Below are 14,100 nucleotides of genomic sequence, written 5' to 3'. Positions count from 1 at the left end.
TTTACTCTGAATCGAGAGGGTTGGATCGGGGCTGCCACGCCACGGTTGCCGTCAACATGCGATTCATGCCTGAATTTTGCATGTAGACGGAGAACCAACACTTGCCGTCCCAATTGCCGGGCGCCCATTTCTCCAAGTCAAGCGTGTACTGGGGGCTGACGGGCAGGAAATCACGGTCGTCGGGCGCTTTGCCGGTGCCCCAGGGAGGATTGGGATAGAAGTAGTTCGGAGTGTTCGTGCCAAAGTTCAGGAACACCCGCTTGGTGTAACTGGAACCGGTGTGGTAATCGATGACGAAGCCGATTTTCGAGGTTGCCGAGGAGCTGACCATGGTGGCGTGGGAGGGAGCACCTTGCACGCTGATCGTTCCGACGTTTTCAAACTCGATTCCGGCTGCGGCTTCGCCGGTTCCCGACGACGTGTTGCCCATTCCGACGACGATCGTGTTGCCGCGGATGCGGGCAAAGTCTGTGGAGGCGGTTGAATCGTAGGTGCGGGTCTGGATGACTTTGGGTTGCGCGGCCAACGCTCGGTTCTTGGCATCCAGTTTGGCCTTGGCCGCTGCCTCGCGTTGTTCGGCGCGAATGCGCGCGGCGCTGAGCGGGCCGGGCGTTCCCAACGCGTTGAGCACGATCAGACGTTGATCGATTTTTCGAACTTCCAATCCGGCGGTCTTGAGTCGGGCCGACTGATAAAACGATTTGGTGTGATTGGCCAGCGACCGTTTTTCAAAACTCGATTCGGAGCTGTCGATGATCTTGAACCAACCGTCGGCGACCTGTAGCTGCGTCATGTCTGCATTGGCGAGTGTCAATTCATTCGCGGCGGCTTCGCGGTAGAGCGGATCGGAACCGGCGGCGAGTCGCGGCAGCCCGTCGGCCCAGCGGTTTTCGACCAGGCACAGGTACTTGCCGACGGCCGATTGGGCGTCGGCGTCGTCGGGAATCGATTCCAACGTTGTCAGGCCGCGTTGCGAAGCACTGAACAGAGTCTGCGCGTCGGCGAGTTGTTGTTGAACATCTTTCAGCCGGCCCAATTGGGGCGTCGGGATTCGTTTGACCGTCTCCAGCAGCGTCTTACAGATCGCGATCCCGTCATCGAGTCGGCCGGCGTGCAGACAGTCTTCAGCAACGCTGATCGCCGCGTCGGAAAACTCGGTCGTGGGGACACCTCGGCCGGCGACACTTTCGATGACATCACGTTTCAGACCCATCACATCGATCGCTTCGAAGGATTGGTCGAGCAGATCGACCATTTCAAACGCCGAATCAAAGTCGCTTTCGCCGATGTAAATCTCGCGGGCGACGCGGTACAGAGCGAATCGGCCTTCAGGGTCGTTCCTCGTTTCGTCGGCCGTTTCGCGCATCTTGTCTGCGACCGCAATCCGCTGCTCGCGTTGTTTGGCCTGTAAGTATTCCGGTTGGAACAGGTCCTTGACCGTTTGCATCTTCGCGGTGATCGTATCGGCCGAGGGAATCGGTTGCTTTCCCGCCGGCGTCACGTATTCGGCCAGACTGGGAGAGACGGGTGGAGTGGTCGTCGGGAAGAACGTGCTCGGCGGAGATGCCGGGTTGGTGGAAGCGGCCGATGGGGGCGTCTGGTTGGGCGACGGATTGGACGCGGGTGGTGCGGGGCCGGGAGAAACCGCGGCCATGGCTTGGTTCGATTTAGCTTGGTTCGATTCAGCTTGGTTCGAATCGGTCTGGTTGGGCGGCAGTGACGCGGCGATTTTTTTCGGCGTGCCGGAGGGGGGCGTTGCATCCTCGTCGTCGGACAACGCTTCGGCTTCGGCGGGGACGTTGGAATCAGCGGCAAACTTGGCCGCTTGTTCGGCGGGGACTCCAAGACGTTCCAATTTGTCCGGATCCAGATGCAGTTCGCCGTTCCAGATCGAAAAGAGCAGGTATCCGAGCAAGATCAGTGCGGGCAAGACGCCGATGGCCCAGAACAGGCTCAAGCGTTTTCGACGCGACGTCTTGGCGTTCGGCCGCGCGTGGACCCGCGGAGTTGGCGGTGCTTCGGGGCGGGGCGTTTGAGCGACCGCGACGGTGGTCGGGGGTGTCGTTGGAGGTGTGGTCGGGGCTGGCGAAGCGGCTGGGGTGCTCGCCGCAATCCCCAAGATGGCCGACGCATTTTGCGGTGCGGCGACGGGCTCGGAGGTTTCGGCCGGAGTCGTTTTGGCTGTGCCGAGAGAATCGATGACGGAGTCGATGTCGATCTCGCCGTCGTCGAGCAACTCACGCAACTGGGCGTCATAGTCCGCTTTTTTTTCGGAGTTGAGCAACCGCAGACGGGCCGCCGAAATCCGATTGGAAAGCTCTTCGGCGGCCTCGCCGTGTTCGCCGTTGGTCAGACCATGCAGAAACGTCAGGTCACGATCGGCGGCCATGTCGATGACTTCCGGATCGTCTTCAAAATTGGCCAGCCCCAGCAGCCGATAGTCATTCGGCGGCTGTTCCGAGGGCGGGATGCCCAGCCACTTGTGAAGTGGGTCAAACATGGCACGTTGTGGGGCGGCGGGAGCGGTCTTAGAGCGATTGCAGAAACCGCTCGATCATCATCATACACGCATCGGATTGTTGGTCAGTTCCCACCGAGATGCGTAAACCATCGCCCCAGTCGGGGAAGTCCATGTAGCGGATCAAGATTTGATGTTTTTTGAGGAACTGGTGCAGGTCCGCATGCCGACCGCTGGGATGTTGGCACCAGACAAAATTCGCGTGCGAGGGCGTCACGTTGAATCCCATCTCGGTCAATTGAGACTCCATCCGGGCCCGCGTGGCGTTCATTTTCGTCACCACGTCCTTCAGCCACTCCTGCGAACGGATGGCCGCCGTCGCTGCGACGGTTGCCAGGTAGTCGCAGTTGTAGCTGTCTTTGATGTTCGACAACTTGGCGACCAGTGACGGTTGGGCGACCAGGAAACCGAAACGGATGCCCGCCAAGCCGTACGATTTGCTCAGCGTCCGTGTGACCAGGATGTTGTCGTGTCGCCGCACCAGATCCAGGCAATTGAAGTCGGCAAAATCCACGTAGGCTTCGTCGACGACCAGCGGGCAGGGCAACGAGGCGGCGAGTTGTTCGATCTGTTCGGCCGGTACCACGGTTCCGCTGGGGCTGTTCGGATTGGGCAACAGCACCAACCGCAAGTCATTGTCGCCTTCGCCAAACATCGCCGGCAGATGCCAGCCGTCGAGAAAGGGAATCTGTTCCCACGACGCGCCTTGAATGTCCGCCAGCGTCCGGTACAGGATGTAACTGGGGTAGGGCAGTCGCAGCTTTTGGCCTTCGCCGACAAAGCCCCGCACCAGGATGGTCAAGATTTCATCGCTTCCGTTGCCGGCCAGAATCCAATCGGGACCGGGCAGACCGAGCACCTCGGCGGCGGCGCGGCGAAACACGGTCGCGGTCGGGTCGGGGTAGCGGTTGAGCGGACCCGAGGCGGCATCTCGGATCGCCGAAACGACCGACGGCGGAGGCGGGTAGGGATTTTCGTTGGTGTTGAGCTTGATGAATTTGCCCGGCGGCGGTTGCTCGCCGGGCGTGTAGGGCAACATCCGCGAAAGAGCAGGGCGGAGGTCGGTTTTTGACATGGGGGAGATGGCAGAAAAAGGGAGGGCAGAAAAATGGACGACGGGAAGGGAAGACAAGAAAATGGGTGACAGGAAAATGAATCTGAAATCTGAAATCTGAAATCTGAAACCTGAAACCTGAAATCTGAAACACCTATCTCCGAATCGAGACGCTGCGGGCGTGGGCGGTCAGGCCTTCTTTTTCGGCCAGGCGTTCGACGTCGGGGGCGATCTGGTTCATCGCCGATTCGTCGAACTCGGTGATGCTGCCGCTGCGCAGGAAACTGTTGCTGCACAGTCCGGCGGCCCAGGTGCAAGTGCCTCCGGTCGGCAACACGTGGCTGGGGCCGGCGGCATAGTCGCCCAGCGCGACCGGCGTGTGGTGCCCCAGGAAGGCGGCGCCGCTGTTGTTGATCTTGGCGATTTGGTCGCGCGGGTTGGCCGTTTGGATGTGCAGGTGTTCGGGGGCGAAAGAATCGGTCAGTTCACACGCCTGGGCTTCGTCGCGGACCAGGATCAGCGCACCGAAGGCTTCCAAGCTGTCCAGCGTCAACTCAGCTCGCTCGAGCAGCGCGAGTTGTTTGGCGACCTGTTGGCTGACCGCGTCGATCAACGCCTCGTCCCACGTGATCAAGATCGCGCTGCCGGGTGAATGTTCAGCTTGGGCCAACAGATCGGCGGCAATAAAATCGGGGCGGGCGGTTTGATCGGCGATCACGATGACTTCGCTGGGGCCGGCGAAGGAATCGATGTCGACGGTGCCGTAGACGTGTTTTTTGGCCAGGGCGACGAACAGATTTCCCGGGCCGACGATCTTGTTGACCGCCGGGACGACGTCGGTTCCGTAGGCCAGCGCCGCGACGGCTTGGGCGCCGCCCATCCGATACACCTCGGTCACGCCGAGTTCATGACACGTTGCCAGCATGTCTTGGTTGTACGCGCCGAACGGTGTCGGCGGTGCGACTACGGCGATCTCCTGGACACCGGCGACTTGGGCCGGGACCACGGTCATCAATACGGTCGATGGATAGGCCGCCGCGCCGCCGGGGACGCAAACACCGACGCGACGCAGCGGCACGTAACGCTGCGTCAGCGTGACACCCGGTTTGGGCTCGATCGTGACGTCGCGATGCAGAATCGCTTGCTGAAAGGTGGCCACGTTGTCACGAATGCGGCGGATGGAATCGATCAATTCCGGATCTGCCGCGGCATGTGCGGCGGCCAAGTCCTCCGCGGGAACACGGAGCTGGTCGGCGGTCAGGTCGGCCTTGTCGAGCTGTTGATTGAATTTCAGCAGCGCCTCGGTCCCGTCCCGTTGAACCTCCGCACAAATTCGCTGGACCACTTCGACGGGAGTCAGTGGGGCGCCGAAAACCTCTTCGGTCAGTGCCCGTCCGCGGGGGGAAACGACGTCGCCTTGGGGGCTGAGCTTGTCGCGGAGCTGTTGCAGGATTTCGGCAGACCCGACGCGTGCGTCGACGCGTTGCAGGTTCAACGTGGGGATTTCGGGAGCGGACATCGCGATTTTCTTTCGACTCGTTGGAAGGCCCAAAGCGGTTGGGAAATGCCGCTCGGAGCAATCACTTTCGGGGGAATGACGGCCGAGGGGGCATGGCGATTCGGGCAGAGTCCCTATGATAGCGCCGATGCCCAATCGTAGCCATGTGGCGGAACGACACGACACGACACGACACGGCGCGGAGAGGTGCGGGGGGCGAGCACTCGAGCGGGCGGCCGGGCCAGAAAAAGATGTGAATCGATACGGATGAATGATTTGATGGAGACACGTTCGGCAGCGATCAACGGGCGGGCGACGTGGTTGGCCGTCGTCGTCGTGGTGTCGCTGTCGCTGGCGTTCCGGTTGCCCTCGTGCCAGGAGAGTTTCTGGCTCGACGAACTGCATTCGGCGTGGGTGGTCGCGGACGGGTTTTCCGATGTGGCTCCGCGGGCGGCCGCAGGAAATCAAACCACCGGCTACTTTCACCTCTTGTGGATCTGGTCGGCCTTGGTCGGGGCCGGCGAATTGCCGATGCGGCTCAGCAGCGTGCTGGCCAGTGCGTTGGCGTCGGCGTTGCTGGTCGTGGGCGTTGCCCGCCGAACCGGAAACGTCTCTGCCGGGTTGGTCGCCGGGGGAATGCTGGCGATTGATCCCAACGGGGTGTTTTTTGGATGCGAGCTGAGGGCCTACGCCTTCGTCATGCTGTACGCCGTGCTGGCCGTCTGGTCGATGATGACTTGGTTGGAAAAGGCCCCGGCTACGCACAGTTACGGCGGTGCACGCTGGCGATTGGCGATGCTGTTTTGGATTTGTGTCGCCGCCCTGGTCCACCCGACGTCGCTGGGGGTGTTGTCGTTGCTGGTCCCCTGTGCCCTCTGGGTTGCATGGAAACGTGGGCGATTGCGTTGGTGGCGGGCCGATGTGATTGCGGGCGTCGTCGCGGTGGCAACCCTTGCCGCGCTCGCGTTGTCGTCGCTGCCGGATTCATGGCAGCGGCGTCAGTTGTGGAAAGCATTCGGGCAGGCGACGTCTTGGTGGCAGCTCTGGTACGCTTGGGCTTGGGTACCGATTGTGCTGGTGCCCCTGGGCGCCGCGCTCGGCATGTGGGTGGCAATCCGTCTGGTGAAGTGGTTTCGGTCGGGTTCGGTCGACGACGACCGAGAGCGGGCCGAACGCGTGGATTGGATCGGAGTGATCCCCGGTTTGGTTGCCGTGACGGGAACGACACTGTTCTTTTGTGCGTCGTATTTGGAGTGGGTGCCGCTGTGGCATCGCCGCTACTACGTCGCCGCGCTGCCGTTGTTGGCCTGGACCGCCGGTGAGATGGTCGCGATCTTTGGTTCCGAAATGCTTCGCATCACGCGCGGGTTTTGTTGCGTCGGTGCAGATGGCAACCCGTCGCCGTGGTTGCGCCGAGGATGCGGAATCGCGGTCGTGGTTTTGTTTCTCGGGTTTACGCTTTGGTACCAGGGCACGTTGCGAACGTTGGCCGCGGGTCGATGGCCGGTTCAGCTGCGCGGTGAGCAATGGCGTGATGCGGTCGAGGCGGTTCGCGGCGAAATCGGCGAAGGCGACGTGGTCTGGTTGGACAGCCAGCTGATTGAAGCGAGTTTTCTTCGCCGGCCGATCTCCGAGGCCGGCTCGGTCAGCGAGGACCAGTGGGACTACCTGGCGTTTCCGCTCCGCGGGCCGTACGCACTCGATCCCGTGGTGGTCGTGGGCGCGTTTGAGCACGAAAGTTGGGTCCGGCATCATGTGGAAAACCTGCCGCAGCCCCAAACGAGGGTCTGGTTGGTCTCGCGATCGGGCGAGCCGTCGACCAGGCGATTCATCGACCGGTTGGAGCGTTTTCGGCCCGTTTCGGCGGTCAAAACGTTTCCCGGCCGGCCGGTGGTGTTTCGATTGGATTTCGGCGTGCGAGTGAATTGATTTGCGGTCCTGCGGTTGATGGCGCAGACTACAAGGTCTGCCGCCGCTCGGGGCTGGGCGGATTCGTAGGGTTCCCTAGCGTTGGTGTCCAGGCTTTAGCCGCATGTCTGGTCGTTGGTGTCCAGGCTTTAGCCGCACCGTCTCGCTGCTCCGCAGCGAGCGGGAATCGTCTGGAGCCTAGACGGCAGCGAATCCTGAAGGCTAACAGGGGAGCGCCTAAAGGCTGGACACCAACGAAGCCTGGAGGCTGGACGGAAGCGAAGCCGTTATCCGTCATTGTTCGCACCTCATTGCAACTTCAAACAACTGATGAAATCGTCGTTCATTGCCGCTTGGATCGTCGCGTTGGGGATCGGCACGGTGTGCCTGTTTCCGGCGAGCGTCGCTGCCGCTGATTCGGAGGCGGCCGCGCGGGGGTATCGGTTTTTGACCGAGACGGCGGTGCTGCCGAGTGACTTCCGCCAATCGACGTTTGACGCGCTGTGGACGGTGTGGCCCGAGCCGCTGCGCAGCGAGGCGGAGAAAGCGTCGCTGCAGCGGCGTCGTGAGATGGCATTTGAGCGGTACGGATTGACGACTCGTCCGGGCGATGCTTCGGGCAAACCGCTTCAGTATGTCGTCGACTCCGACAACGACTGGACGATGAACTGTTTCTCCTGTCACGGTGGGACCGTTTATGGCAAACCCATGCCTGGAGCACCGAACAACCGATTCGCGCTGCAAACGCTGACCGAGGAAATTGGAAAGGCGAAACTCGGGTTGGGGTTGTTGCCCGGACGCATGGAACTGGGCGCGATGTTCATCCCGCTGGGGACGACCAATGGGACGACCAACGCGGTCGTGTTCGGGATGGGATTGATGAACGGTCGCGACGAGCGGTTGAATCTGGTCGCCCGACGACCGAGGTTTTTTACGCACCACGACATGGACGCACCGCCGTGGTGGCACTTCTACAAGCGACCCAACATCTACATCGACGGTTTTGCCGCCAAGGGACATCGCGGGCTGATGCAGTTCACACTCGTGCCCGAGAACGGCCCCGATTTTTATCGCGAGCACGAGAAAGATTTCGAAGACGTGTTCGCCTACTTGAGTTCGCTACGGGCACCGGTTTATGAAGGATCGGTGGATCGGGAATTGGCGGAGCAGGGCAGGGCGGTCTTTTTCGCCCATTGTGCCGAGTGCCATGGAACCTACGGCGTTGATTCCGACTATCCCAATCGCCGCGTGCCGATTGACGAGATCGGCACCGACCCCGTCCGATTGAACGCGTTGACCGTCGAAGGCCGCAGGAAATATGCCCGCAGTTGGTTTGCCCATGCCGGGGAGCCTGGTCAGCAGGAAACGGAGATCGATCCCGACGGCTACGTCGCACCGCCGTTGGACGGCGTTTGGGCCAGTGCGCCGTATTTTCACAACGGAAGCGTGCCGACGTTGTGGGATGTCTTGAATCCCCTGCAGCGGCCGACGGTTTGGCGGCCCACCTCGACCGAGATGGACCCGCAAAAGATTGGGGTGACGGTGGAGGTGGTGGAGGGGGTGCCCGAGGACGAGGCCGACGTGGCCGTCATACGCAGTTATTTCGACACCAGAAAGTTCGGAAAGAGCAACCGCGGGCACGACTTTCCCGATGCCCTCACCGAGTCGGAAAAACGGCAGGTGCTCGAGTATCTGAAAACGCTGTAGCGGCGGAAACGCAAGCTGGAAGCTTACGTCGCGGGGGATCTACTCCCAATCGCCGTTCGGGCGTATAACAGAGCCTCCAATTCAGAGCTTTTCACCGCGCTTGCGCGGGACAATCGGAGTAAATCGATGAGCAAAACGCAGATTTTGGCGGCGCAGGCAGGTGAGATCACTCCGGAGATGGAGTTTTGCGCAAAACGCGAAGATCTGGCGGTCGAATTGATTCGCGACGAGGTGGCGGCCGGTCGCATGGTCATCCCGGCCAACAAAGTTCATGCCGCCGGCGCACTCGAGCCGATGTGCATCGGTGTCGCGGCGAAATGCAAAATCAACGCCAACATCGGCAACAGTGCCGTGACCAGCAACGCCGGCGAAGAGTTGGAAAAGCTGCACACGGCCGTCCACTTCGGTGCCGACACCGTGATGGATTTGTCCACGGGCAAGGACATCGACAACATCCGCCGGCAGATCATCGAAAAAAGCCCGGTGCCGATCGGAACGGTGCCGATTTATCAGATGCTCGAAGAGCTGGGCGGCAACATCGAAGACATGAACGCCCAGCACTTTCTGGACATGGTCGAGCACCAGGCCAAGCAGGGCGTCGATTACATGACGATTCACTGCGGCGTGAAGCTGGAACATTTGCACCTGAGCATCAATCGGGTGACCGGCATCGTCAGTCGCGGCGGTTCGTTGATCGCCAAATGGATGATGTCGCACAACAAACAAAATCCCCTCTACGATGCCTTTGATGATCTGTGTGACATCATGCGTGAGTATGACGTCACATGGTCGCTGGGGGATGGATTGCGACCCGGGTCGATCGCCGACGCGTCGGATGATGCCCAGTTCGCGGAACTGGAAGTGCTGGGTGAACTGACCAAGCGCGGCAAGAAGAACGGCACGCAAGTGATGGTCGAAGGGCCGGGGCACGTGCCGATGCATCAGATTCAAATGAACATGGAAAAACAGGCGGAGCTCTGCGAGGGCGCGCCGTTTTATGTGTTGGGGCCGCTGGTCACCGACATCGCGCCCGGCTACGACCACATCACCAGCGCGATCGGTGCCGCGATGGCGGGTTGGCACGGGGCGGCGATGCTGTGCTACGTCACGCCCAAAGAACACCTCGGGTTGCCCAACGAAGAAGACGTCAAACAGGGCGTGATCGCCTACAAGATCTCCGCCCACGCCGCCGACGTTGCACGCGGCCGCAAGGGCGCGCAAGACCGTGACGATGCGTTGAGCAAAGCACGCTTTGAATTCGATTGGAACGAACAATTCCGTCTGTCACTGGACCCCGAAACGGCACGCCGCTACCACGACGAAACGCTGCCGCAAGACACCTTCAAAAGCGCTCACTTTTGTAGCATGTGCGGACCCAAGTATTGCTCGATGAAGATCACCGAGGACATTCGCAAGATGGCCAAGGAAAAGCAATTGGTCGGGCTTCCGGTCGCCGAGTGAGTGAATTGCCGGTTGTCGATTGCGAGGGTTGCGGTGTGTGCTGTTTGCACATGGGCTACCCCGCATTCAATTTGACGCTCGATCAGTTGGCGGACGTAGAAACCATTGACGTGGCGTCGCTTTCCCCGGTGGCGCAGGCTGATCTGGCGCGTTGGGTCGCGATGCCGTCACGGTTGCGCGATGGGATCTTGCAGCAAATGGCGGACTACGTTGCGCCGATCGGCGCAACGCTGGACGGACCTTGCACGTGGTTGGACCTGGAAACCAAGCAATGTCGCCATCACCAGCATCGACCACAGGTCTGTCGCGATTTTGCCGTCGGCAGCGTCGGCTGTCTCCAGTGGCGGGCGGCATACGTCGACGTGCCGTGAAACGTTTTGTCGGGCATGCTGTGCATACGAGTGCTCCGGCTACATTCGATCTTGACGAAGCACTCCAGCAATTTCACCGGGCTAACGATCGAAACAAATACCCACGGATGGCAGGGTGCAAAAAATCCGTGGGTTCGCGTTGCCATCCGTGGGCCCACTATTCCGCTGTACCCGGCGTGTTCCGCCGCGTTAACCGTCCGGTTGCTCGTCGGGTTTTGAACCGATCAGGATGCCGGTGCCACGCAGCTTCCACAAGAAGAACAGCGCCCCGGCCAGCATCAGTCCGCTGGAGACGTAGAACATGCGTTGGGGGCGAGTGTTGAAGGCCGGCGTCGACATGACGACCCAGTACAACAGTCCCGCGACGGTCATGAAGGCGAAGGAGACGGCGTTGGCGGTCCCCAGGAATTGGCCGCGCTCATCATCCGGCGAGAGTTTTTGCAGCAGTGCCTGCAGCGGAATGATGTAGAACCCGGCGAAGAAACCGGCAAAGAAGATGAAGAACGCGACGTTGCTGAGCGCGACGCGGATCATCGGTTGCATGTCGGGCATCCAGGGCGGGACGGCGGCCAGCAAGAAGAAGAAAATCACCAGGCCTGCGGCGCCGATCGTGGTCAGTCGGGGTTCGATCCGGTCGCCGGAGATAAATCCGGCGATGGCACAGCCCAGGCCGATGGCAATGCCCAGCACGCCCATCAGGACGCTGGCTTCGTCGTCGCCCACGCTGAGTACCTCGGGATAACGAAACAATGTCGACAGGGCCAGCCCGGCGAGTAGGTAAAAGTAGCCCCAGGCCATCATCACGGTCAGCAAACGTGTGCGGCCCATCTTCTTGATCGTTTCCACATAGATCACAAACGGGTTGTAATTGATGTCCAGATCGCGATCGCCGGGCTGCAGGCGGGTGATCAGCAAGCTGGCGAGGAATCCCAGCAGTGCGGTGGCGACAAACAACACGCCGGGGAGCCATGCGGTCCGCGCAATGTCTTCGCTGCCGTGGTAGCGGACGCTGGCCGAGCCGGCGATCACGGTGCCAAGGATCACGGCGATGTTGGTCATCATGTTGATCGAGCCGTTGGCGCGGCTGAGATTCTTGTCGCTGACCAACTCGGGGATCATGCCGTACTTTGCCGGGCCGAAGAACGAGCTTTGGCACGTCAATGCCACCAGCGCCAGCAGCGTCAGGTAGAGGCTTTCGAAGTAGAAGCCGATGCCCGCGAGCAGGGCGATCGGGATCTCGGCGATCTTGACCCACAGCGTCACCGTGCGTTTGGAATAGCGGTCGGCGATTTGGCCGGCGAATCCTGACAGCAGCAAAAACGGCAGCGTAAAACAGACGCTCACGATGCCTTCACCGCCGTCGCCCAGCCGGCCTTCCCAGACGCCGCGCACGACGGCGAACGCCAAGATGACTTTCAACAGGTTGTCATTCATCGCCCCGAAGAACTGTGCCACCATCAAACCCAGGAAACCGGCATTGAACAGCTTGGGAGAGGGTTCTTTCACGGCTGGGGTTCAACGGGGTTTGGCGATGCGGCGGGGATTGGCGATGCGGCGTCGCCAGATTCTAGCATCCGACCGATGTCACGATCAGACCGGTTTTGGCATGCCGGTCGCTGACGCGTCCCGCTGGGGTGCCGGTCGCTGACCGGCCTGTTGATTTAATCAGCCGTTTGGCGCGAGCCTACGGGCGCCGGTGAGTAATCGACATAATGAATGCCCGTACGCTTGCGCGAAACGGCTAATCCCACGTGCGATCGGAATAAATCAACAGGCCCCTAATGCGTCCCGCTGGGGTGGCTGGGCGGGCGCATCAAAAACCCTGCCCGAGGTGAATCGGGCAGGGTGGATGGTCAGTGGGCTGGTCGGAAGCCGGGGCCGCGTTACTGGTTGAGTGAATCCTCGATGACTTCCTTGCCGGAACGTGTCCCCAGGGCGCCCCACAGGCCGTAGGGGCTTTCGACGCCGGGGCCGGGTTGCGGGGCGTTGGCGTTACCCGATTCCACCGAGTCAGTAGTGAAGACGACGGCACCGTCACCCATTAGGACGTGGCAGCCACCGGGGTGTCGGCTACTGGGCGGGGCGATCGCTTCATTTTCGGCGAACGAGTTGGTGCACAGTCCCTTGTTCGGCGGCAGGATGCAATTGACTTCTTGGTAGATCGGGCGGGCATCGCACCAGCGAAAGCCTCGGCCTTCGCCAAACCCGGCGACTCGTGGTTGATCGCCCGGGAAGTTGCCGGTGATGACACCGTCGGGATCGAGCCAGAACGTGGGGTTATCTGGGTCGATGAAATTTTCTTCGCAGTAGTTGGGGTTATTAGTATATGGCAGTGGTGCCGTAATTGGGGCAACAACCGCCCCGGCAACGGCAACGGCGGGTGTCGTGCGTTTGTCGCCATCTTTCAGGTCGGTGGCGATCTCGCCCATCGCGATGGTGTTGGACAGTCCGTCCAGGATATCGCGGAAGCGGGTAAATTCACGCGGCATGAAGAAACCGCGGTTGACCTTGCCATTTTGGTCTTCGATCAGATTGTTGACGGTCAGGTCCAAACGCTTGGCACCAAAAGTTAGGCTACGGTTGTCACCGCATTGTGCGCCGTAGTTGGAACGTCCCATCGCGGGCCGTCCTTCGCCCGGATCGCTGGGGCAACGGAACGCCGGCACGTCGGTCCACCACGGGTCGTAACTGTTGCGCGCCGGGTCGGCACCGGTGCCGGGGGTCGGGGTCGGACCCATTGGCGGAAAGGTGAAGGCGACCGGGGTGGTGATGGGAAACGGTTGGCTGATCGATTCCCAGAGCGCTTGTTGTTCCATGTAGGGAGTCAGCGGAACCAGAATGCTGAGCAGTTCGTGGTTGCCGAAGTTGTTGCTTTCGTACCAATATTGCACACCACCGGGACCGCTTACCAGTGGCGCAACTGGCGTGGTGCCACCGTAGTGCATTGGTAGGCGTTGATAGGCGGAATGGTAGTTCTGCAGTGCCAGACCGATTTGCTTGAAGTTGTTGCTGCAACTCATCCGTCGCGCCGCTTCACGCGCCGCTTGGACGGCCGGCAGCAGCAGTCCGACAAGGATCCCGATGATGGCGATCACCACCAGCAGTTCGACCAGCGTAAAGCCGGCACGCGCCGTGTACCTTCGCATTGAAAACTCCAAGGTTACCGAGACAGTAGAATAAGATCTCTATTAGACGAGCAAATGGCTCTCGTCGCTCTCATTAATTTTCCATTTGCTTCGCCATTTCTTGATCGTATTCTGCCTTTTGGGCGTCCGACATCGCATCGTAACCCGATGCGATTGCGTCGGAATCAGTGGGTTTATCGATCGTCGTCGATCTGCCACATCCCGCGATCGCAAACGTACCAAGGATCAAGGAGAGCAGGAGGATCGCAGATCGCGTCATGATGTATCCGGTGAGCAGACGAGTCTGGCGAGGTGCCGTCGCGAGACTGGGACGAGGCAGAAATCGGAGAAGATCGATCGAAGCACATGCCGGAAAAGGACCGCAAAGCACGTGATTCCTTCCAGGATAGACTACACCTTGCCAGGTCGATGTACAAGCTTTGCCGCCGACGGTGCAC

The 14,100-nt window shown here is 60.7% G+C and carries 10 protein-coding genes; 4 read left to right on the top strand and 6 right to left on the bottom strand.

Annotation, left to right across the window (positions count from 1 at the left end):
• Position 1: 1 nt before the first annotated feature.
• The 3 genes from TBK1r_RS33545 to hisD form a co-directional block, all read right to left on the bottom strand.
• Entirely contained in the window at positions 2-2,500 is a 2,499-nt protein-coding gene (locus tag TBK1r_RS33545) for a hypothetical protein (protein ID WP_145220002.1), read from the bottom strand.
• Between the two features lie 28 nt (positions 2,501-2,528).
• Complete coding sequence (hisC, locus tag TBK1r_RS33540; protein ID WP_145220000.1) at positions 2,529-3,593, bottom strand: histidinol-phosphate transaminase; 1,065 nt, start codon at positions 3,591-3,593, stop codon at positions 2,529-2,531.
• 133 nt (positions 3,594-3,726) lie between these two features.
• Complete coding sequence (hisD, locus tag TBK1r_RS33535; protein ID WP_145219998.1) at positions 3,727-5,091, bottom strand: histidinol dehydrogenase; 1,365 nt, start codon at positions 5,089-5,091, stop codon at positions 3,727-3,729.
• Between the two features lie 246 nt (positions 5,092-5,337).
• On the opposite strand from hisD, the gene TBK1r_RS33530 reads away from it, so the two are divergent.
• From TBK1r_RS33530 to TBK1r_RS33515, 4 genes are all read left to right on the top strand, one after another.
• Positions 5,338-6,999 carry a glycosyltransferase family 39 protein gene (locus TBK1r_RS33530; protein WP_145219996.1) on the top strand — a complete coding sequence of 554 codons (1,662 nt, stop codon included), beginning with the start codon at positions 5,338-5,340 and terminating at the stop codon, positions 6,997-6,999.
• A gap of 309 nt (positions 7,000-7,308) precedes the next feature.
• Entirely contained in the window at positions 7,309-8,685 is a 1,377-nt protein-coding gene (locus TBK1r_RS33525; RefSeq protein WP_419580649.1) for a c-type cytochrome, read from the top strand.
• Between the two features lie 15 nt (positions 8,686-8,700).
• A complete protein-coding gene (gene thiC / locus TBK1r_RS33520; protein ID WP_473772529.1) occupies positions 8,701-10,146 on the top strand; it encodes a phosphomethylpyrimidine synthase ThiC in 1,446 nt (481 codons plus the stop codon).
• A complete protein-coding gene (locus TBK1r_RS33515) occupies positions 10,143-10,517 on the top strand; it encodes a YkgJ family cysteine cluster protein (protein WP_145219992.1) in 375 nt (124 codons plus the stop codon). Before thiC ends, TBK1r_RS33515 begins: the two co-directional genes overlap by 4 nt.
• 189 nt (positions 10,518-10,706) lie before the next feature.
• Here the strand turns inward: TBK1r_RS33515 and TBK1r_RS33510 are convergent, their stop codons facing one another.
• The 3 genes from TBK1r_RS33510 to TBK1r_RS33500 form a co-directional block, all read right to left on the bottom strand.
• A complete protein-coding gene (locus tag TBK1r_RS33510) occupies positions 10,707-12,023 on the bottom strand; it encodes an MFS transporter (RefSeq protein ID WP_145219990.1) in 1,317 nt (438 codons plus the stop codon).
• 377 nt (positions 12,024-12,400) lie between these two features.
• Entirely contained in the window at positions 12,401-13,663 is a 1,263-nt protein-coding gene (locus tag TBK1r_RS33505) for a DUF1559 domain-containing protein (RefSeq protein ID WP_145219988.1), read from the bottom strand.
• A 73-nt stretch (positions 13,664-13,736) separates the two neighbouring features.
• Complete coding sequence (locus tag TBK1r_RS33500; protein WP_145219986.1) at positions 13,737-13,922, bottom strand: hypothetical protein; 186 nt, start codon at positions 13,920-13,922, stop codon at positions 13,737-13,739.
• Positions 13,923-14,100: the final 178 nt, after the last annotated feature.

This window comes from Stieleria magnilauensis (assembly GCA_007753675.1).
In the GTDB taxonomy this organism is placed as follows: domain Bacteria; phylum Planctomycetota; class Planctomycetia; order Pirellulales; family Pirellulaceae; genus Stieleria; species Stieleria magnilauensis.
Note: the sequence above shows the minus strand (reverse complement) of the source record. Positions and strands in the feature narration are given on the sequence as shown.

Excerpts from the sequence above, each read along its gene's own strand:
- TBK1r_RS33545 (WP_145220002.1), bottom strand. The coding sequence starts at position 2,500 with ATGTTTGACCCACTTCACAAGTGGCTGGGCATCCCGCCCTCGGAACAG.
- hisD (WP_145219998.1), bottom strand. The coding sequence starts at position 5,091 with ATGTCCGCTCCCGAAATCCCCACGTTGAACCTGCAACGCGTCGACGCA.
- TBK1r_RS33505 (WP_145219988.1), bottom strand. The coding sequence starts at position 13,663 with ATGCGAAGGTACACGGCGCGTGCCGGCTTTACGCTGGTCGAACTGCTG.
- TBK1r_RS33500 (WP_145219986.1), bottom strand. The coding sequence starts at position 13,922 with ATGACGCGATCTGCGATCCTCCTGCTCTCCTTGATCCTTGGTACGTTT.
- TBK1r_RS33525 (WP_419580649.1), top strand. The coding sequence starts at position 7,309 with ATGAAATCGTCGTTCATTGCCGCTTGGATCGTCGCGTTGGGGATCGGC.
- hisC (WP_145220000.1), bottom strand. The coding sequence starts at position 3,593 with ATGTCAAAAACCGACCTCCGCCCTGCTCTTTCGCGGATGTTGCCCTAC.
- TBK1r_RS33530 (WP_145219996.1), top strand. The coding sequence starts at position 5,338 with ATGAATGATTTGATGGAGACACGTTCGGCAGCGATCAACGGGCGGGCG.